Below are 19,045 nucleotides of genomic sequence, written 5' to 3' on the forward strand. Positions count from 1 at the left end.
CGGCGGTGCTGCCGGCCGGCACGGCCGTGCCGGCCGGCAGCACCGCCGGCCCGGCCATCCCGGCCGCGGCGGCGGCGCAGGCCAGGGTGCAGCAGAGGTCGCCATGCGGCTGATCGGGCGCCGCCGGCGCCTTCGGGTCGGTGCGGCCGGAGGCGACGGCGCAGAGTGCCGACAGCGGGTCGAGGGCCGACGCCTCGGCGGCGCGCACCAGACCGGCCTGGGACCACAGCGCCTGGATGATCAGGGCATAGCCCAGCAGCACGGCCACCGCCGTGCGCCTCCAGCCCGCCTGCATCCAGTGTCCCCGCCGCATCCGACCACCGTCCTGTCAGGACGCGTCGCGGTCAAGGGGCCGCGATGGGCAAAGCGACGCAGCCCGACGCAGCCGCACGGCAGCCATGGCACCGAAACGGTGGATCACAGGTTTCTCAAGGTGAACAATGACTCAGAAACTTGAGAACCCCGGAGGTTCCATGACCATCCAGCACCTGCTCGTCCCCCTCACCGGCCATGCCGGCGACGCCGCCGCGCTCGACGCCGCGCTGCGCGTCGCCCAACGCTTCGACGCCTCGGTCGAGGTGCTGTCGCTGCGCCCCGACCCGCAGCGGGTCCTGGCCTATACCGGGGCCGAGATGGCGGTCGCCACCAGCATGCTGCTGGAGGGCGCCGAGAAGGCCTCGAACGAGGTCGCCGCCCGCAACCGCGCCGTGTACGAGGCCGCGAAGGCCGAGACCGGCGCCGGGCCGGAGGTGGAGTTCCGCGAGGACACCGGCAGCGAGACCGCGGCCGTCGCCCGCCGCGGCGCGGTGGCCGACCTGATCGTGACGCCGGGCCCGGGCCAGGACCCGAATGCCAGCCGGGCGGTGCTGGAGGCGGCGCTGTTCGAGACCGGCCGCGGCGTGCTGATCGTCCCCGGCCCGGTGGCGGAGGATTTCGCCGACCGCATCCTGGTGGCCTGGGACGGCGGCAAGGAGGCGTCACGCAGCGTCGCCGCCGCCCTGCCCTTCCTGGAGGCGGCGACGGCGGTCAGCGTCTACACCCGCGACGAGGGCGAGGACCGCTGCACCGCGGCCGAGCTGGTGCGGTATCTCAGCCGCCACGGCGCGCCGGCCAACCGCATCGCCGACGCGGATCCGAAGCAGGGCGTCGACGCCGCCATCCTGGCGGCGGCGCAGCAGGCCAATGCCGGGCTGATCGTCATGGGCGGCTACAGCCACAGCCGGTTCCGCGAGATGATCCTGGGCGGCGTGACCGAGCACATGCTGTTCCACGCCGACCGCCCGGTGCTGATGGAGCATTGAGCGGGCCGTTGAGGCCGGAGCGGATTGCAAAAGGCCATAACGTGTTGCCTCTCCCGCTTGCGGGAGAGGTCGGAGGCGCTTGCGCCTCCGGGTGAGGGGATTTCGTCGAGGCCGGGACCCGCCCTCACCCGGTCTCGCTGCGCGAGCCCGACCTCTCCCGCCAGGCGGGAGAGGCAACACGTGAAGACGCTCGATATCAGCCCCTGACCGATGTCGTGGCGCGCTTCCCGTGTCGGGGCCGATCCGCTAGTCTCATCCCGCCGTCATCCCCGACGGCACCTTCGAACGAGGATTTCCGGTGACCATCGCCGGCACCCAGCGCGCCCCCCTCTCCCCCGCCTGCGGCGGCGGATGGGTCGTGCCTGCCCTCGTTCCGACCATCGGGCGACCGTTCCCGGCGCGCTGACCGCGTCCGGACCGTCCAGCCAGGCTTCTGAAGCTCACGCAACGCTCCCGGGCCCGGTCCGCGCCGCGGTCCCGTGCGTCGTTGCGTCCGGACCGTCCGTCCCTGCTGTCTCTCCCGCCAGGAACACTCCGATGACTCAGACGAAAGCCACCTCCGTCACCCCCACGCGCGCGGACGATTATGCCGGCTGGTACCAGGCCGTTGTGCGCGCCGCCGATCTGGCCGAGCCCGCCCCCGTGCGCGGCTGCATGACGATCAAGCCCTGGGGCTACGGCATCTGGGAACGCATCCAGGCCATCCTCGACCGTCGGTTCAAGGAGACCGGGCACCGCAACTGCTACTTCCCCCTGTTCATCCCCCTGCAATACCTGCAGGCGGAGGCCGAGCATGTCGAGGGCTTCGCCGCCGAGGTGGCGATGGTCACGCATCACCGCCTGGCCAATGTCGGCGGCCGTCTGCAGGTCGACGCGCCCCTGGAGGAGCCCCTGGTCGTCCGCCCCACCTCGGAGACGATCGTCGGCGAGGCGTTCTCGCGCTGGATCCAGTCGCATCGCGACCTGCCCGTGCTGATCAACCAATGGGCCAATGTGGTGCGCTGGGAGAAGCGGCCCCGCATCTTCCTGCGGACCTCGGAGTTCCTCTGGCAGGAGGGGCACACCGCCCACGCCACCGAGGCCGAGGCGGTGGAAGAGACCGGGCGGATGCTGGGCATCTACCGCGAGGTGGCGGAGGACGCCTTGGCCCTGCCGGTCATCGCCGGCCGCAAGACAAGACGGGAAAAATTCCCCGGCGCCGTCACCACGTTGTGCATCGAGGCGATGATGCAGGATGGCCGTGCCCTGCAATCCGGCACCTCGCACTTCCTGGGGCAGAACTTCGCCCGCGCCGCCGGCATCCGCTTCACCGACGCGGACGGCGCGATCCGGCTGCCCCACACCACCTCCTGGGGCGCCTCGACCCGGCTGATCGGCGCGCTGATCATGACCCATGGCGACGATGACGGGCTGCGCCTGCCGCCCGCGGTGGCGCCCGACCAGGTGGCGATCCTGCCCGTGCTGCGCGGCACGCCCGAGGATGCCGCGGTGCTGGCCCGCTGCGACGAGATCGCCGGGCGGCTGCGACGCGAGTCCTGGCGCGGCGAGGCGGTGCGGGTGACGATCGACCGGCGCCCCGGCAGCGGCTCGGCCAAGCGCTGGGACTGGGTGCGCAAGGGCGTGCCCGTGATCGTCGAGCTCGGCGCCCGCGACCTGGCCGGCGGCAAGGTCATCGCCTGGCGCCGCGACCGGCTGCGGGACGGCAAGGCGGAGGCCGGGCTGGACGAGTTCGTCGCCGCCCTGCCCGGCCGGCTGTCCGAGATCCAGGCCGCCCTGGCCGCCGAGGCCCGGGGCTGGCGCGACACCCGGCTGCGCGACGCGGCGACGCTGGACGAGGCCCGCGCCCTGCTCGGCGACGGCGGCGCCGAGGGCTACCGCAGCGGCGCCGGCTTCGTCCGCCTGCCCTGGAGCGGGTCGGAAGCGGAGGAGGCCGCTTTGGCCGAGACCGGCGTGACCATCCGCTGCCTGGTCCCGGCCGAAGGCCCCGCCCCTTGCGCCGTCACGGGCGTGGCGACGACCGACCGCGCGATCCTGGCGCGGGCCTACTGACCCGCGGCGGCCGCCCGGCGGGGCAGCAGCCACACGGCGCCGGCCAGGCCGATCACGGTCAGGCCGGCGCCGGCCAGGAAGGTGGCGCCGGGGCCGACCCAGCTCCACAGCCCGCCCGCCAGCGCGCTGGCCAGCAGCAGCGCCAGCCCGCTGGCCAGGTTGAACAGGCCGAAGCCGGTGCCGCGCCGGTCGGCCGGCACGGTCTCGGCCACCAGCGCCGCCAGCAGCCCCTGGGTCATGCCCATATGCAGCCCCCACAGCGCGGTGCCGGCGATCACCGCCCATACCCCGCCGTCGAGCGCCAGCACCAGGTCGGCCGCGACCAGCACGGCGAAGCCGAGGACCAGCAGCCGCTTCGGGTCGTGGCGGTCGGACAGCACCCCGACCGGATAGGCGGACAGGGCATAGGCGATGTTCATCACCACCAGCACCAGCGGCACCAGGGCCAGCGCCAGCCCGGCCTCCTGCGCCCGCAGCACCAGGAAGGCCTCGCTGAACCGCGCCAGGGTCAGCACCGCCGCAACCGCCACCACGCGCCAATAGGCACCGCCCAGCCGGCGCAGCTCGTCGCGCCGGATCGGCGACCGCGCCGTCTTGGCCGGCCGCGCCGTGTCCGGCTCACGCACGCCGCCGATGAGGATGGCGACCGAGATCGCGGCCGGGATCGCCGCCAGCCAGAACACCAGCTGGATGTCGCCGCCGCTGGCCAGCATCAGCCCGATCGCCAGGAGCGGCCCGGCGAAGGCGCCGACGGTGTCGAGCGACTGGCGCAGCCCGAAGGCGGCGCCGCGGATCGCCGGCGGCGTCAGGTCGGCCACCAGCGCGTCGCGCGGCGCGCCGCGGATGCCCTTGCCGACCCGGTCGACGAAGCGCGCCGTCAGCACCAGCCCGGCGCTGCCGGCCAGCGGGAACAGCGGTTTGGACAGCGCGCCGAGGCCGTAGCCGATCACGGCCAGCAGCTTGCGCCGGCCGAACCAGTCGCTGAGCACGCCCGAGAACACCTTGACGATCGAGGCGGTGGCCTCGGCCACCCCTTCGATCAGCCCGATCACGACGGCGCTGGCGCCGACGGTGGTGAGGAGGAAGACCGGCAGCAGCGCGTGGATCATCTCCGACGAGATGTCCATGAACAGGCTGACGAAGCCCAGCATCCACACGCCGCGCGGAATGGCAACGCGGACGCCCGAACCGGCAGGAGTTTCGGCGGCCATCAGCTGCTCCGGTCGCGACAATCGGCGATGGCTCTACGGCCGGCGGCAGGCGGCTGTCAACGGCGCCAGCCCCTCGGTCAGCGTCTCCACCAACCCCCGTGCGTATCCGCCGTCCGGATCCAGGTCGGGGTCGTAGATGGTGACGGTCAGGCCGAGGCAGCGCGGCGAGGCCACGAAGCCGCGCAGCAACGCCGCCAGCCCATCGAAATCCAGCCCCGGGCTGCCGGGCGAATCCACCGCCGGCATCACCGCCTGGTCGAGGATGTCGACGTCGAGATGAACCCAGAACGGGATCTCCGGCGTCCGGTCCAGCACGGCGAAGCCGCGGCGCAGCGCGTCCGGCACCCCGCGCTCCAGCAGCTCGAACATGTCGATCCGGGTGATCGCAGTGTCGGCGATGTCCTCCCAGCCCCAGTCGGGGTCGCGGCCCTCGCGCTCGCCGATCTGGATCGCCCGCTCGGCCGGCACCAGCGGGTCCGGGATGCCATCCCAGCGCAGCATCAGCGGGTCGCCCAGCCCGATCGCCAGCGCCAGGTCCATGCCGGCCGCCGAATGCAGCGGGAAATCCTCGTAGTTGCCGGGGTGGCGGAAATCGCTGTGGCCGTCGAGATGAACCAGCGCCAGCTCCGCATGCCGCCGAGCCCCGGCCAGCGCGCCGATCAGGATCGCGCAGTCGCCGCCGACCACGACGGGAAACAGCCGGTCGCGCAAAGCCGCATCGACCGCATCCGCGACCCCTTCGTTGAAGCGCCGGATCGCCGGGCCGTTGCGCAGCACCGTCCCCGGTTGCTTCCCGGTGCTGTAGCGCGGCCGCGCCAGGTCGACCGTGCGGTCGGGCCGGAGCGCGCTCTCCAGCCCTGCCTCGGTCAGCGCCTGCGGCCCCCGCCAGGTCCCCGGCTCATGCCCCGGCCGCAGCGGGCGGAGGCCGAGATTGGACGGCGCCCGGATCAGCGCCATGCCGGCGATGCCGTCGGTCGGATGTCCCATGGTTCCCTCCCCCGTCCAGCCGCAGTATGGCCGGCTGTGAAGTCTCTTCCAAGGTGATGGGCCGGCGCGCCGGGTACCGCGGCGGCGTGCCGGCGCCATATCCGGCCCGTCACCACGACACGGCACGATTTCTGGAAGGACCTCATCATGCGCCTGCCCCTCGACCACGCGCAGGGCTTCGGCGGCGCGCCGCTGGGCAACATGTTCCGCGCCATCCCGGAGGACGAGGCGATCGCCGCCGTCCGCGACGCCTGGGATGCCGGCATCCGCTATTTCGACACCGCGCCCTTCTACGGCGCCGGCCTGTCCGAGATCCGCATGGGCCGGGCGCTCAAGGACAAGCCGCGCGGCGACTACGTTCTCAGCACCAAGGTCGGCCGGCTGATCCTGGACGAGATCGAGACCGGCGCGCGCGACCAGGGCGAGAAAAGCGGGCTGTTCGCGGCCGGGCTGCCGAACAAGGTGGTCTACGACTATTCCGCCGACGGGGCGCTGCGCTCGATCGAGGACAGCCTGAAGCGCATGGGCACGGACCGCATCGACCTGGTCTGGATCCATGACGTGGCCGAGGATTTCCACGGCGACCGCTGGCGCGAGGTGCTGGACCAGGCGCTGGACGGCGCCGGCCGGGCCCTGACCCGGCTGCGCGAGGAGGGCGTGATCGGCGGCTGGGGCCTGGGCGTCAACAAGGTCGAGCCCTGCGAGATCGCGCTCGACCGCGCCGACCCCGACGGCTTCCTGCTGGCCGGCCGCTACACCCTGCTGGACCATCGCACCGCCCTGGCCGGGCTGATGCCGAAGGCCGGGCGGCGGGGCGCCGGCATCGTCGTCGGCGGGCCGTACAATTCCGGCATCCTGGCCGGCGGCGCGCATTACGAGTACCAGGCGGCGACGCCGGAGATCCGGGCCCGGGTCGACGGGCTGAAGGCGGTGGCGGCGGAGTTCGGCATCGACCTGCGCGCCGCGGCGCTGCAGTTCCCGCTGGCGCATCCGGCGGTGGCCGCGATCATCCCCGGCGCCAGCCGCCCCGGCCGCAGCGCCGAGAATCTGGCCCTGGCGGCGGCGCCGATCCCCGCCGGCTTCTGGCAGGCCCTGCGCGACCGCCAGCTGATCGCCCCGGAGGCGCCGACGCCAAAGGGCTGAGCATCGCGTCGCCTCCCTCGCGGGATGTCCCTGCCCCTTGCCGTCATTGCGAGGAGGCGAAGCCGACGAAGCAATCCAGGGGCCAGTGCGAACCAGCCCCTGGATTGCTTCGCTGCGCTCGCAATGACGGTGTTGAAGAGATCTCGCAAGCGGGAGAGGCGGCGCGGACCGCCTACTCCTCCTCCTGCTCCCGCCCGGTGATGAGCCGGGCGCTGCGCTGGCCGGTGGTGTAGATCCACAGCCAGCTCAGCGCCACGGTCAGGCGGTTGCGCAGGCCGATCAGGAAGTAGATGTGGGCGAAGCCCCAGATCCACCACGCCAGCCAGCCGCGCAGCTTGATCCAGCCGAAATCGATCACCGCCGCCCGCTTGCCGATGGTGGCCAGGCTGCCGGCATGCTTGTAGCGGAACGGGCGGGGCTCCGCCTTGCCCTCCAGCCGCGCCCGGATGGTGTCGGCGACATGCTGGCCCTGCTGCTTGGCGGCCGGGGCGATGCCGGGCAGCGGCTGGCCGTTCCAGGCGTCCAGCCGGGCGGTGTCGCCGACCACGAAGATCTCGGGATGGCCCGGCAGGGTCAGGTCGGGCGCGATCATCACCCGGCCGGCGCGGTCGGCCTCCGCCCCCAGCCACACAGCGGCGGGCGAGGCCTGGACGCCGGCGGCCCAGATCACCGTCTTCGCCGGGACCCGCTCCGCCCCCAGCTTCACGCCGTCGGCGTCGCATTCGGTCACGGCGTGGCCGGTCAGGATCTCCGCCCCCAGCCGCTCCAGCGCCGACTTCGCATAGGCCGACAGGTCCTCCGGGAAGGCCGAGAGCACGCGCGGCCCGGCCTCGACCAGCAGGATCCGCGCCTCCTTCGGGTCGAGCGCGCGGAAGTCGCGGGCCATGGTGTGGTGCGCCAACTCGGCGATGGTGCCGGCGACCTCCACCCCGGTCGGGCCGGCGCCGACGATAACGAAGGTCAGCAGCGCGCGGCGCACCGCGGGGTCGGTCTCGACCTCCGCCCGCTCGAACGCCAGCAGGATGCGGCGGCGGATCGCGGTGGCGTCGTCGATGTCCTTCAGGCCGGGGGCGAAGGGCTCCCAGTCGTCATGGCCGAAATAGGCGTGCCGCGCGCCGGTCGCGACCAGCAGCGTGTCGTAGGGCACCGGCGCCTCGCCGTGCAGCTGCACCTGCCGGGCGGCCTTGTCGATGCCCGTGACCTCGCCGAGGATGGTCCGCACCTCCGGCCGCCCGGCCACCAGGTTGCGCACCGGCCAGGCGATCTCCGACGGCGCCAGCGACGCGGTGGCGACCTGGTACAGCAGCGGCTGGAACAAATGGTGGTTGCGCCGGTCGATCAGGGTGATGTCGACCGGCGCGCCCTTGAGGCGGAGCACCGCCTGCAGCCCGCCGAAGCCGGCGCCGATGACGACCACGCGGTGACGCGCTTCGGTCATGATGGTCCTCGCCCTCAATCCTGCACCACCGTCCGCTATCGCGGTGCAGCATGCAAGGGCGGCGGCGTCACGTCCTCGGCGGCGCTCTGCCAGGGCCGGGCGCCAGGCCGGACCGAATGGGTTTCCTATCCTGGGTATCGCAGGTAGAATTGTCCGGCTTATCTGCGCAAGCTGGATAGGAGATGCAGCATGTCCTTTCGGATCGACACCGGCGCATCTATCCAAGGCGGGCGACCGACGCCGGCCTCATGGGCACAACGGCAAGCCTTCAACGACGCCATCTCGCAATCGCGGCCCATCTCCGGGGAAGCGGCAGGGACGGGCATGGCTGACGACCCCGGCAAGGGCGAGGTCGGCGAAAAGGGGACGGGCTGGATCGACTGGATCGAGCGGCTGGTGAGGGAGGCCGTGGCGAGACGGGAAAAGCTGGAGCGCTACAAGGCCGACGAGTCGAAGCAGTCCCCGACCGCGGCGAAGATCATCGCCGAGGCGGAGCGGCTGGGCGTGCCGATCCATGTGCTCAGCGATCAGGATTACCGGAGCCGTTATCCCGGCACCGGAGGCGTGACCAGCAATGGCGAGGTCTATATTCCGGAATCGGCGCTGAACACGAATGGCAATCCGGTCCTCGAGCATGAGCTGCTGCATGCCATCTTCGGCCGGAACCCCGAGATCTTCGACAATGCGCGGCCGCTCGACGAACGCATCAAGCGTGCGCGCGACCTGTTCCACGGAATGGGGCTCGATGCCGATGACGGAGAGCGCTTTGTGCGCGCGATCGATGGCTGGCCGCCGGAACGGCATGTCGACGCGGATCACACCCAAGCCTATGTCAGCGGTGTCGACATCGCCCGCGAGAAGGCCGGGCTGCCCCCGCTGACGGACGCGCAGCGGGACGAGCTCTATGCCGGGGCGGCGGAGCGGGAGGCCGCGCTCGGCATCCAGCGCGGGCCCCTTGCGGACTACGCCAAGGCGGAGTCGCCCTTCCTGCGCATGATGGCTCTCGCCCGGGCCGAGGCGCAGTGGGCGGCGACGCCCCAGGGCCGTGCCCACCCGCCATCCGGCAATACGGTGGAGGAGCGCGCCGCGAGCCTGACGGCCATCATCGACAAGCTTGCCAGCGAGGACCGGCTGCTGAAGTTCAAATCCTAGCCGGCGCAGACCGTCAGCCCGGCTCGACCGGCACCAGCGCCGCGACGTCGTCCCGGCCCTCGGCGCCCAGCCCCTCGGCTACGCCGGCGCGGTCGGCGGCGGGACGGTTCTGGCTCATCTTCCACTTGCCCTCCAGCCGGGCGATCGGCAGGGCGAAGCCGACGATGCCCTTGAGATGGGCGCGCACGAAGTCCGGCGGCGCGTCGCTCACGGCCCAGGGCGCGGCCCGGCCGCCCTCGTGCCGCACCGTCAGGCGGGTCACCAGGTCCAGCAGCCGGTCGGCATCGTCGAACATCTCCAGCGGCCCGCTGGCGTGGATGGCGACGTAGTTCCAGGTCGGCACCACCTTGCCGGTCTGGCGCTTGGTCTCGTACCAGGACGGGGTGATGTAGGCGTCTGGCCCCTGGAAGATCGCCAGCGCCTCCGTCCCGGCCACGCCGCCGGCGGCATGCGGGTTGGCCTTGGCGAGGTGGCCGTACAGCGTGCCGTTCGGCCCGGCTTCCGCATCCAGCAGCATCGGCACATGGCTGGCGACCAGCCCGTCGGCGCCGAGGCTGACCAGCGTGGCCAGGCCGGCCTGGCGGATGGCATCGTGCAGGATCTCGATCCGGTCTTCCCGGAAGGCGGGCGGGACATACATGGCAGTGCCTGGGCAGCAGGGTGGTGCTGCACAGATGGCGATGAATCGGTCTGGCCGCCAGGACCAATCGGCCTGAAGCGGCCAGTCCAATCCGGCACGGCGCACCGGCGGCATGCAGTTTCGGCAAGGCCCTGCGCTTCCGCCCTGCCGCCGCATCCTGCTATATCCGGCCCCAGCCTCCTTCCCTGCCCCGCATCTGGACCACGCCGATGATCCCCCGCTACAGCCGCCCCGAGATGACCCGGATCTGGGAGCCGGAGAACAAGTACCGGATCTGGCTGGACATCGAGGTCGCGGCGCTGGAGGCGATGGCCCAGCTGGGCATCGTGCCGGAGACGGCGGTCAAGGCGGTGCGTGAGCGCGGCAACTTCAATGTCGAGCGGATCGACGAGATCGAGCGCGAGACCCGGCACGACGTCATCGCCTTCCTGACCAACCTGGCCGAGTATGTCGGGCCCGAGGCGCGCTTCGTGCACCAGGGCATGACCTCGTCCGACGTGCTGGACACCACGCTGTCGATCCAGCTGTCCCAGGCGATCGACCTGCTGATCGCCGATGTCGACGGCCTGCTGGCCGCCCTGAAGCGCCGGGCGGAGGAGCACAAGACCACCCTGACCGTCGGCCGCAGCCACGGCATCCATGCCGAGCCGACCACCTTCGGCCTGAAGCTGGCCGGCCACTGGGCCGCCTTCCGCCGCAACCGCGACCGGCTGGTGCAGGCGCGGCGCGAGATCGCCACCTGCGCCATCTCCGGCCCGGTCGGCACCTTCGCCTCGGTCGATCCCTTCGTCGAGCGCTACGTCGCCGGCAAGCTGGGGCTGCAGGTCGAGCCGGTGTCGACCCAGGTGATCCCGCGCGACCGCCACGCCATGGCCTTCGCCGTGTTCGGCGTCGTCGCCTCCTCGATCGAGAACCTCGCCATCGAGATCCGGCACCTGCAGCGCACCGAGGTGCGCGAGGCGGAGGAGTTCTTCCACCAGGGCCAGAAGGGCTCGTCGGCGATGCCGCACAAGCGCAACCCGGTGCTGACCGAGAACCTGACCGGCCTGGCCCGGCTGGTGCGCGCCGCGGTGGTGCCGGCGATGGAGAACGTGGCGCTGTGGCATGAGCGCGACATCAGCCATTCCTCGGTCGAGCGGATGCAGGCGCCGGACGCCACCGTCACCCTGGACTTCGCCCTGTCGCGCCTGACCGGCGTGGTCGACAAGCTGCTGATCTATCCGGAGCGGATGAAGGCCAATCTGGAATCGCTCGGCGGGCTGGTGTTCTCGCAGCGCGTGCTGCTGGCCCTGACCCAGGCCGGAATCAGCCGCGAGGCCGCCTACACCCTGGTCCAGCGCAACGCGATGAAGGTGTGGCACGAGGGCGGCAGCTTCCTCGACCGCCTGGACGAGGATCCGGAGGTCACGATCCCGCGCGAGGCCCTGGCCCACGCCTTCAGCTACGACTTCTACACCAAGCACGTCGACGACATCTTCGCCCGCGTGTTTGCGGAATAGTACTGGCGGTTCAAATCACTCACCGTCATGGCGAGCCCCGCAGGGGCGTGGCCATCCAGGGGCCGGTGCGAGCAGCCCTGGATGGCCACGTCGCTGCGCTCCTCGCCATGACGATAAGAATATGATTTCCCGCGAATAACTGCCGGAGGCCGGATGATGGACAAGAGCAAGCTTTCCGCCGCCAGCATCGCGGCGCAGGCGCTGGGGTGGGTCGACCCGGTGACCAGGGCGGTCACCCCGGCGATCCACCCCTCCTCCACCTATATCCGCGACCCGGACAACCAGTACCGGTCCGGCCGCATCTACGCCCGGGACAACAATCCGAGCTTCGACCAGGCCGAGGCGGTGCTGGCGGCGTTGGAGGGGGCGGCGGGCGCCGCCGTCTTCGCCTCCGGCATGGCGGCGGCGACCGCGGTGTTCCTGGCGCTGGCGCCGGGCGACCATGTGCTGGCGCCGAAGGTGATGTACTGGTCGCTGCGCAACTGGCTGGTGACCGAGGCCACCCGCTGGGGCCTGAAGATCGAGCTGGTCGACACCCACGACATCGACGCCCTCCGCGCCGCGCTCAGGCCCGGCGAGACCAAGCTGGTGTGGCTGGAGACGCCGGCCAACCCGCTGTGGACCGTGACCGACATCGCCGCCGTGGCCGAGACGGCGCACGCCGCCGGCGCCCGGGTGGCGGTCGATTCCACCGTGGCGACGCCGGTGCACACCCGGCCGCTGGATCTCGGCGCCGACCTGGTGATGCACTCCGCCACCAAATACCTGAACGGCCATTCCGACGTGGTCGCCGGGGCGCTGGTCACCGCCCGCGACGACGAGACCTGGCAGCGGATCAAGCGCATCCGCGCCCAGCACGGCGCCATCCTCGGCCCGTTCGAGGCGTGGCTGCTGCTGCGCGGCATGCGCACGCTGGTGCCGCGGGTGCGCCAGGCCTCGGCCACGGCGCTGGCGATCGCCGAGCATTTCCGCGGCCATGAGCTGGTGTCGGCCGTGCTGTATCCCGGCCTGCAGGACGCGCCGGGCCATGCGGTCGCCGCCCGGCAGATGCAGGGCGGCTTCGGCGGCATGCTCTCGCTGCGGGTCAAGGCCGGCGCTGCGGCGGCCATCGCCACGGCGGCGACGGTCGAGCTGTGGAAGCGCGCCACCTCGCTGGGCGGGGTCGAGAGCCTGATCGAGCACCGCGCCAGCGTCGAGGGCCCCACCAGCCCGGTCCCCGACGACCTGCTGCGCCTGTCCGCCGGCATCGAGGACCCCGCCGAGTTGATCGCCGACCTGGAGCAGGCGTTGAGGGCCGCCGTCGCTTAAATCAGGGCGCACCCTTTTGCGTTGCCTCTCCCGCTTGCGAGACTTCTCAGACTCCAGCACCGTCATTGCGAGCGCAGCGAAGCAATCCAGGGGCCGGTGCGCACCGGCCCCTGGATTGCTTCGTCGGCTTCGCCTCCTCGCAATGACGGAGAGGGGTAGGCGTTGCGCTCCCACGCGGGTGAGAGAGGCCACGATCTTCTCCGGCCAGGGCGCTTCGTCCTCCCCTCACACCTCCAGCACCCCATCCACCGCGGCGGCGACCAGGCGGGCATAGGGGCCGCCGCCGCGCAGCAGCTCCTCGTGCCGGCCGGTCTCGGCGATGCGGCCGCCCTCCAGCATCAGGATCCGGTCGGCGCTGCGGATGGTCGACAGGCGGTGGGCGATGACCAGCGTGGTGCGGCCGCGGCGCAGGTCACGCACCGCCGCCTGCAGCGCCTGCTCGCTCTCCGTGTCCAGGTTCGACACCGCCTCGTCCATCACCAGCACCGGCGCGTTCTGCAGGAAGGCGCGGGCGATGGCGATGCGCTGGCGCTGGCCGCCGGACAGCCGCGCCCCGCGCTCGCCGCAGCATGTGCCGTAGCCCTGCGGCAAAGCGCGGATGAAGCCGTCGGCCTGGGCCAGCCGGGCCGCCTGCCGCACCTCTTCCTCCGTCGCCTCCGGCCGGCCGAGGCGGATGTTGTCGAGGACCGGCAGGTCGAACAGATGCACGTCCTGCGGCACGATGGCGACGCGCCGGCGCAGCTCCGCCAGCGGCAGCTCGCGCAGGTCGTGGCCGCCCAGCGTGATGCGCCCGGCCGCCGGGTCCCAGAACCGCATCAGCAGGCTGGCGCAGGTGCTCTTGCCGGCGCCGGAGCGGCCGACCAGCGCCACCGTCTCGCCGGCCGCGATGGCGGCGTCGAAGCCGCGCAGCACCGGTCCGCGCTCGTCGTCATAGCCGAAGCCGACGCCCTCGAACCGCACCTCCGGCGCCAGCCCCTCACCCGGCCGCTCCTGGCCGCGATCCTCGACCTGCGGCGCCTGGCGCAGGATGGTCAGCACCCGCCGCGTCGCCGCCTGCAGCGCGCCGAGCTGGCGGCCGGTCTCGGTCACCTGGGTGATCGGCGCCAGCGCTGTTCCCGCCAGCACCAGGGCCGGCGGGAACAGCGCCATCGGCAGCACGCCCTGCGCCACCAGGCTGGCGCCGGTGGCCAGCACCGCCAGCACGGCCAGGGCCAGCAGGATGTCGATCGCCGCCGCCTCCAGCCCCGCCCGGACGCCGTAGCGCAGCTGGTGGCCGTGGAGATCCGCCGTCCGCCGCATCAGCCGGTCGAGAGTGCGGCGGCCATGGCCGAAGATCGCCAGCTCGCGCAGGCCCTGGATGCCCTCGACCACCTCGGCGTTCAGCCCGCCCAGCTCGGCCCGCAGCGCCTCGCCCTGCTGCCCGGCGCGGCGCGCCAGCCAGAACGGGATCGACGCCACCAGCGGCAGGAACGGCGCCAGCACCAGCGCCAGCAGCGGGTGGATCAGCGCCAGCCCGGCCAGCGCCGCCAGCGGCACCAGCGCGGCGCCGACGTAGTCGCCGAGCAGATGGGCGAAGAAGCTCTCCAGCATCTCGGCGTCGCCGGTGGCGGTGCCGGCCAGGTCGCCGGTGCGGCGGCCGAGGACATAGCCGGGCGCCGCCCGCTCCAGCCCGTCGAACAGGCCGAGTTGCAGCTGCTCGATCAAGGCGAAGGCCAGGTCGTGGCCGAAATACGACTGGCCCCAGCGGGCCAGCGCCGTGACCAGCACCCCGGCGGCGAGAGCCCAGGCGGCTGGCCCCAGCATCGGCCCGGCCGTGCCGGTGATGGCGCCGCCGACCAGCCAGGCGCCGGTGGCCAGCGTCGCCAGCATGCCGAGCTGGGCCAGCGTGCCGCACAGCGCGGTCAGGGCCAGCCCGGCGGGCCGGCGGGCGGCGACCGGCAGCAGGTCGCGCAGGCGATAGCGGGGCGAGGCCCCGGCGGTCAGCTCCACGGCGGTCATGCGACGGCTCCCTGGGCCTGGGCGAGACGGGCATAGCGGCGGCCATCCGCCAGCAGCGCCTCGTGCCGCCCCTCCTCGACCACCCGGCCGCCGTCGAGCACCAGGATGCGGTCGGCCTTGCGGATGGTGGACAGGCGGTGGGCGATGACGAGGGTGGTGCGGTTGCGGAACAGCCGCTCCAGCGCGTCCTGGATCGCCTGCTCGCTGGCGGCGTCGACGCTGGACGTCGCCTCGTCCAGCACCAGGATCGGCGCGTTCTTCAAGAGCGCCCGGGCAATGGCGATGCGCTGGCGCTGGCCGCCGGACAAGAACGCGCCACGCTCCCCCACCTCGGTATCGTAGCCCTCGGGCAAAGCCAGGATGAAGTCATGGGCGTTGGCGGCGCGGGCGGCCTCCACCAGCTCGTCCAGCCCCGCCTCCGGCCGGGCGATGCGCAGGTTGTCGGCGACCGTGCCGGGGAACAGGTGGGTGTCCTGCGACACCACCGCGATCTTCTCGCGAAGCACGGCCAGCGGCAGGTCGCGGATGTCGATGCCGCCGACCCGGATGCCACCGCGGGCGGGATCGAAGAAGCGCAGCAGCAGGGCGACGATGGTCGACTTGCCGGCGCCGGACGGTCCGACCAGGGCCACGACCTCGCCCTCCTCCACCCGCAGCGACACCTCGTCCAGCGTCGGCCCCTCCGCCCCGTCATAGGCGAAGCCGACGCGGTCGAAGGCGATGCTGGCGGCCAGCGGCGCCGGGGTCGGCAGGCGCGGCGCGTCGACCACCGCCGGCCGGGCCGCCAGCAGCGCCGCGATCTCCTTGCCGGCGCCGATGCCCGCCCAGGCGGCGTGCAGCGCCTGGTCCATGCGCTCGATCGGCCGGAACGCCTCGCGCGCCAGGAACAGCGCGGTCAGCAGCGCCATCGGCGCCAGTTCGCCGGCCGAGACCCGCCAGGCGCCCCAGGCCAGCACCACGGCGACGCCGCCGAGCGAGCACAAGGTCGTCACCCCGTCGCGCATCAGCGTGACGCTGAGCTCGCGCATCGCTTCCCGGCGCAGCGTCGCGGCATGGGCCGACAGTTCCTGCCGCCGCCGGCCGACGGCGTTGAACGCCTTCAGCGTCACCAGCCCCTGGATGCTGTCGAGCAGGAAGGCGCCGAACACGGCCATGGCCGCGAAGATCCCGGTCGACCGCGGCATGCGCCAGGCCAGCCACAGCGAGTTGGCCAGCGGCGCCAGCACCACGAACACCGCGAGGATCGCCGCCGAGGTCAGGTCCAGAACGGCCAGGCAGGCCAGCACCGCGAGCGGGCCGAGCACCGCGACGATCACCGCGGGCAGGTAGCGCGCGACATAGGCCTCGACCGCCTCGACCCCGCCGACCAGCGTGGCCTGGATCTCTCCGGTCCGCCGCTCGGTGGCGAAGCCGGGGCCGAGTTGCAGCAGCCGCTCGAACAGGCGGCGGCGCAGCGCCAGCTTGGTCCGCTGCGCGGCGCGCTGGGCCGCAAGCTCCGCCAGCCAGACCAGCCCCGCCCGCAGCAGCACGAGGCCGGCCAAGAGGCCGATCCAGGGCAGCACCGGCCCCTGCCCCTGCAGCAGCCCGCCGGCGACCAGCGCCAGCAGCACGCCCTGGCCGAGATTGGCCGCAGTGACGGCCAGCCCCAGCCCGGCGCCCAGCGCCACCTCGCCCCCGACCGGCCCTGCCAGGGCCAGCATCGTCCGGTTGATCATCATGACGGCCATGCCTCCGCAACCCGATGAAGCCGCTTCCGCGAAGTCGGCCGATCATTGATGACTGACCGGCGGTCATTGAGTCAATCGAGAAATGCAAATGAGAGTTGATTGCATTTAGAAGCGGTGAGGCATCACCATCAGCCCGGCCCTAGGAAATGGCTCCGGCCATCCCCCGCACCGCGACCCTTCGCTGCCGCATGAACAGGATGTTGCGGGGAACCGGAACAAATCGCCCGCCCGTGTCTTGTTTGGCCATCATGCTGATGGCAGACCGAATGACGACCGACGGCCGGAGCCTCGCGCAGACGCTGCACTTCTGGCTTCGCATCCAGGGCCAGAACTGGGAGGACGGATTCCCGCCCAGCCCGGAGGAGGCGGCGTGGATCAGCCAGGCCCTGGCGGCGGCGCGGTACGGCAGCCTGGCGCGCAGCCAGGAATGCATTCTGCACGCGATCCTGCGGGATCTGGCCCCTCCACCGGAAGCCGGGGACTACAGTCTCGACAGCTTCCGCAGCGACCTCTCCGCCTTCCAGGCGCGATATGTCGACGGCGGCTAAAATCCCTGAAAAATCCGTAAGATAAATTATCCCGTTCCAGCGAGCTTCCGGGTTGCCAAATGGCCCGATCCAAGGGATCGTGCACCATCGATTTCCGGGAGGTCGCATTATGGATCGGCCGACGCGCATCGTTCCACCGATCCGCTTCACCTCGACGGCCGGCGACGAGGCGTCGATCACCGTCGCGACCGCGCTGGTCGAGCATCTCGACGCGCTCTACGACAGGCTGCTCGACCCCAGGCGCGGCGAGGCGCATGCCGCAGGCCCGCTGCGGACGAAGCATCTCGACACCATCGAGCGGCTGCTGTTCCGGGCCACCGAGGAGATGGACCAGGGCGCGGTGCAGTTGAGCGACGGGCTGCGGACCCAGGCGGCGCTGCTGATCGGCCAGTACGGGCCGCTGGCGGCCGCGGCGGCGCGGCCCGACCTGGCCAGGCAGTCCAGCCGGGCCGCCATCTGACCCTTCCGGGCCGGGACGCCTAGACGGGCTCCGCCGCCGCGACCCAGTCCACGACGCTGCGCACCATCATCGGCAGATGCTCCGGATCGTCGGCGAGTTCGGCCAGCTCCCACAGCCGGTGCGTGCCGGTGAGAATGGCGATCCGCCGGCGGTCGAGCGCCAGTCCGGTCAGCGCCTCATAGGCCGTCGCCAGCCGGGCGCTCAGGTCGGGCGAGACGAAGCCGGAATAGACGAACTCCTGGTGCAGCGGCCCGATGCCGGAATCGGCGAAGTCGTAGATGCCGTTCAGCCGCTGCCGGCCATGGTCGAAGGCCATGTTCCAGCCATGGCCGTCGAAGAAGCCGTAGACCGGCGGGTGCGGCTCGGGCGGCAGCCGGCCATAGGCGTCCAGCAGCCGTTCCGCCGCCGGGCGCAGCGCCGGCGGCAATGCCGGCAGCGCCTTGCCGCCGATCCGGTCCGCCCCCCCCCATTCCTCGACCGGCCCGGCGCCGGCGGCCGCCATCCGGCCGGGGTCGAGCCGATGCAGCCCGGCATGGAAGCGGGCCAGGTCCTCGGCCAGCCGCCGGCGCGCCGCCCCCGGCAGCCCGGCATAATGCTCCGCCAGCAGGTGCTCGCCCGGGATCTTGGCGTGCCGCGAGAACAGCGGCGGCCCCTCCACCAGTTCGAGATCGGGGACCGGCAGCGCCGCCGCGGGCCGGACCAGGCCCAGCAGCGCGGCCTCCTTGCGCAGCCGCTGCGCCGCCGGCTCGTGCCGCGGGAACTTGAAGACCAGCCCGCCATCCGCCTCGACCGCCGTCGAATCCCAGCTCTCCGCCAGGATCCGGAACTCCGACGCGGCCAGGTCCGGGAAGGCGCGCAGGATGGCGGCGCGGCAGGCGTCGAGGTCGGCTGCGGCCATCAGGCTATTTCAGGTTCCAGCGGCGGATCACCGGTTCGGTCAAGTCGTGCTCATAGCCCAGGACGCTGATGCTGGCGGTGTCGAGGACGAAGTTCGCCCCGCCCTCCGGCGGCAAGCCCAGCCATCGTGCCGCCAGCACCCGCAGGAAATGCGAGCTGGAGAAGGCCACCACGGGGCCGCCGGCCTCGCGGAATTCGCGGATGATGCGGTCCGCCCGCGCCCCGACATCGGCCGCGGCCTCGCCTTGCGGGCAGCCGTCGCGGAACAGCTGCCAGCCGGGGCGGTCGGCCAGGATCTGCCTGGTGGTCAGCCCCTCATAGGCGCCGTAATCCCATTCGGCCAGGTCGTCCCTGACCACGGCGCGCGCGCCGAAGCCGGCCAGCTCGCAGGTGGTGCGGGCGCGCTGCGACGGGCTGGTCCAGACGGTGGCGACCGACAGCCCCTGCAGCCGATCGGCCACCCGGCGAGCCGCCTCTGCCCCCGCCTCTGTCAGCGGGATGTCGGACCGGCCGGTATGCTTGCCGGTGGCGCTCCACTCCGTCTCCCCGTGGCGGACGAGGGTCAGTTCGGGATAGGGGCTGCTCATCGCCTGTCCTTCGGTAATGCGCGGTGTTCCGGGCCGGGCCGCGCTCGGGAGCGCAAGGCTAGCCGCATGCCCGCCGGCCGCCAAGCGCTCCCGCTCCTGC

General features: G+C 72.3%; 17 protein-coding genes. 8 read left to right on the top strand and 9 right to left on the bottom strand.

Annotated elements, in window-relative coordinates:
* A partial coding sequence (locus BWR60_RS23380; protein WP_218823639.1) for a hypothetical protein occupies positions 1–295 on the bottom strand: 295 nt, incomplete at its 3' end.
* Positions 296–473: 178 nt separating this feature from the next.
* Between BWR60_RS23380 and BWR60_RS23385 the strand changes: the two genes are divergently transcribed.
* Both BWR60_RS23385 and BWR60_RS23390 read left to right on the top strand, forming a co-directional pair.
* Complete coding sequence (locus tag BWR60_RS23385; protein ID WP_179221916.1) at positions 474–1,301, top strand: universal stress protein; 828 nt, start codon at positions 474–476, stop codon at positions 1,299–1,301.
* Between the two features lie 537 nt (positions 1,302–1,838).
* Entirely contained in the window at positions 1,839–3,350 is a 1,512-nt protein-coding gene (locus BWR60_RS23390; protein ID WP_088153452.1) for an aminoacyl--tRNA ligase-related protein, read from the top strand.
* Here BWR60_RS23390 and BWR60_RS23395 read toward each other — a convergent pair.
* Both BWR60_RS23395 and BWR60_RS23400 read right to left on the bottom strand, forming a co-directional pair.
* Positions 3,344–4,561, bottom strand: coding sequence for an MFS transporter (locus BWR60_RS23395; RefSeq protein WP_088153454.1), 1,218 nt, complete (start codon positions 4,559–4,561; stop codon positions 3,344–3,346). The two genes, BWR60_RS23390 and BWR60_RS23395, sit on opposite strands and share 7 nt — an antisense overlap.
* 33 nt (positions 4,562–4,594) lie before the next feature.
* The gene (locus BWR60_RS23400) at positions 4,595–5,548 is read right to left on the bottom strand and encodes an arginase family protein (RefSeq protein ID WP_230983156.1); all 954 of its coding nucleotides are present in this window, start codon (positions 5,546–5,548) and stop codon (positions 4,595–4,597) included.
* A gap of 147 nt (positions 5,549–5,695) precedes the next feature.
* Between BWR60_RS23400 and BWR60_RS23405 the strand changes: the two genes are divergently transcribed.
* Positions 5,696–6,691, top strand: a complete 996-nt coding sequence (locus BWR60_RS23405) for an aldo/keto reductase (protein ID WP_088153456.1) — start codon at positions 5,696–5,698, stop codon at positions 6,689–6,691.
* Positions 6,692–6,863: 172 nt separating this feature from the next.
* On the opposite strand, the gene BWR60_RS23410 is transcribed toward BWR60_RS23405, so the two are convergent.
* Positions 6,864–8,129: an NAD(P)/FAD-dependent oxidoreductase gene (locus tag BWR60_RS23410; RefSeq protein ID WP_088153458.1), complete on the bottom strand. Its 1,266-nt coding sequence runs from the start codon at positions 8,127–8,129 to the stop codon at positions 6,864–6,866.
* A gap of 189 nt (positions 8,130–8,318) precedes the next feature.
* Here BWR60_RS23410 and BWR60_RS23415 point away from each other — a divergent pair, with 189 nt between their 5' ends.
* Complete coding sequence (locus BWR60_RS23415) at positions 8,319–9,281, top strand: hypothetical protein (protein ID WP_144445723.1); 963 nt, start codon at positions 8,319–8,321, stop codon at positions 9,279–9,281.
* Between the two features lie 13 nt (positions 9,282–9,294).
* On the opposite strand, the gene BWR60_RS23420 is transcribed toward BWR60_RS23415, so the two are convergent.
* On the bottom strand, positions 9,295–9,921 hold the full coding sequence (locus BWR60_RS23420) for an FMN-binding negative transcriptional regulator (RefSeq protein WP_088153462.1): 627 nt from the start codon (positions 9,919–9,921) through the stop codon (positions 9,295–9,297).
* 209 nt (positions 9,922–10,130) lie between these two features.
* On the opposite strand from BWR60_RS23420, the gene purB reads away from it, so the two are divergent.
* Both purB and BWR60_RS23430 read left to right on the top strand, forming a co-directional pair.
* Complete coding sequence (gene purB / locus BWR60_RS23425; protein WP_088153464.1) at positions 10,131–11,420, top strand: adenylosuccinate lyase; 1,290 nt, start codon at positions 10,131–10,133, stop codon at positions 11,418–11,420.
* 156 nt (positions 11,421–11,576) lie between these two features.
* Entirely contained in the window at positions 11,577–12,728 is a 1,152-nt protein-coding gene (locus tag BWR60_RS23430; protein ID WP_088153531.1) for a trans-sulfuration enzyme family protein, read from the top strand.
* A gap of 225 nt (positions 12,729–12,953) precedes the next feature.
* Here BWR60_RS23430 and BWR60_RS23435 read toward each other — a convergent pair whose 3' ends face one another.
* Together BWR60_RS23435 and BWR60_RS38730 are read right to left on the bottom strand one after the other, a co-directional pair.
* Positions 12,954–14,726 carry an ABC transporter ATP-binding protein gene (locus BWR60_RS23435; RefSeq protein WP_088153466.1) on the bottom strand — a complete coding sequence of 591 codons (1,773 nt, stop codon included), beginning with the start codon at positions 14,724–14,726 and terminating at the stop codon, positions 12,954–12,956.
* Complete coding sequence (locus tag BWR60_RS38730; RefSeq protein WP_275542398.1) at positions 14,723–16,444, bottom strand: ABC transporter ATP-binding protein; 1,722 nt, start codon at positions 16,442–16,444, stop codon at positions 14,723–14,725. Before BWR60_RS38730 ends, BWR60_RS23435 begins: the two co-directional genes overlap by 4 nt.
* Positions 16,445–16,719: 275 nt before the next feature.
* Here BWR60_RS38730 and BWR60_RS23445 point away from each other — a divergent pair, with 275 nt between their 5' ends.
* Together BWR60_RS23445 and BWR60_RS23450 are read left to right on the top strand one after the other, a co-directional pair.
* Positions 16,720–17,001 carry a hypothetical protein gene (locus tag BWR60_RS23445; protein WP_144445724.1) on the top strand — a complete coding sequence of 94 codons (282 nt, stop codon included), beginning with the start codon at positions 16,720–16,722 and terminating at the stop codon, positions 16,999–17,001.
* Between the two features lie 109 nt (positions 17,002–17,110).
* Entirely contained in the window at positions 17,111–17,461 is a 351-nt protein-coding gene (locus BWR60_RS23450; RefSeq protein WP_088153470.1) for a hypothetical protein, read from the top strand.
* A 19-nt stretch (positions 17,462–17,480) separates the two neighbouring features.
* Here the strand turns inward: BWR60_RS23450 and BWR60_RS23455 are convergent, their stop codons facing one another.
* Positions 17,481–18,359, bottom strand: coding sequence for a phosphotransferase family protein (locus tag BWR60_RS23455; protein WP_088153472.1), 879 nt, complete (start codon positions 18,357–18,359; stop codon positions 17,481–17,483).
* 4 nt (positions 18,360–18,363) lie between these two features.
* Positions 18,364–18,945 (bottom strand): histidine phosphatase family protein, encoded by a 582-nt coding sequence (locus BWR60_RS23460; protein WP_088153474.1) that lies wholly within the window; start codon positions 18,943–18,945, stop codon positions 18,364–18,366.
* Positions 18,946–19,045 lie beyond the last annotated feature (100 nt).

This window comes from Inquilinus limosus (genome assembly GCF_002195995.1).
Classification (GTDB): Bacteria; Pseudomonadota; Alphaproteobacteria; order DSM-16000; family Inquilinaceae; genus Inquilinus; species Inquilinus limosus_C.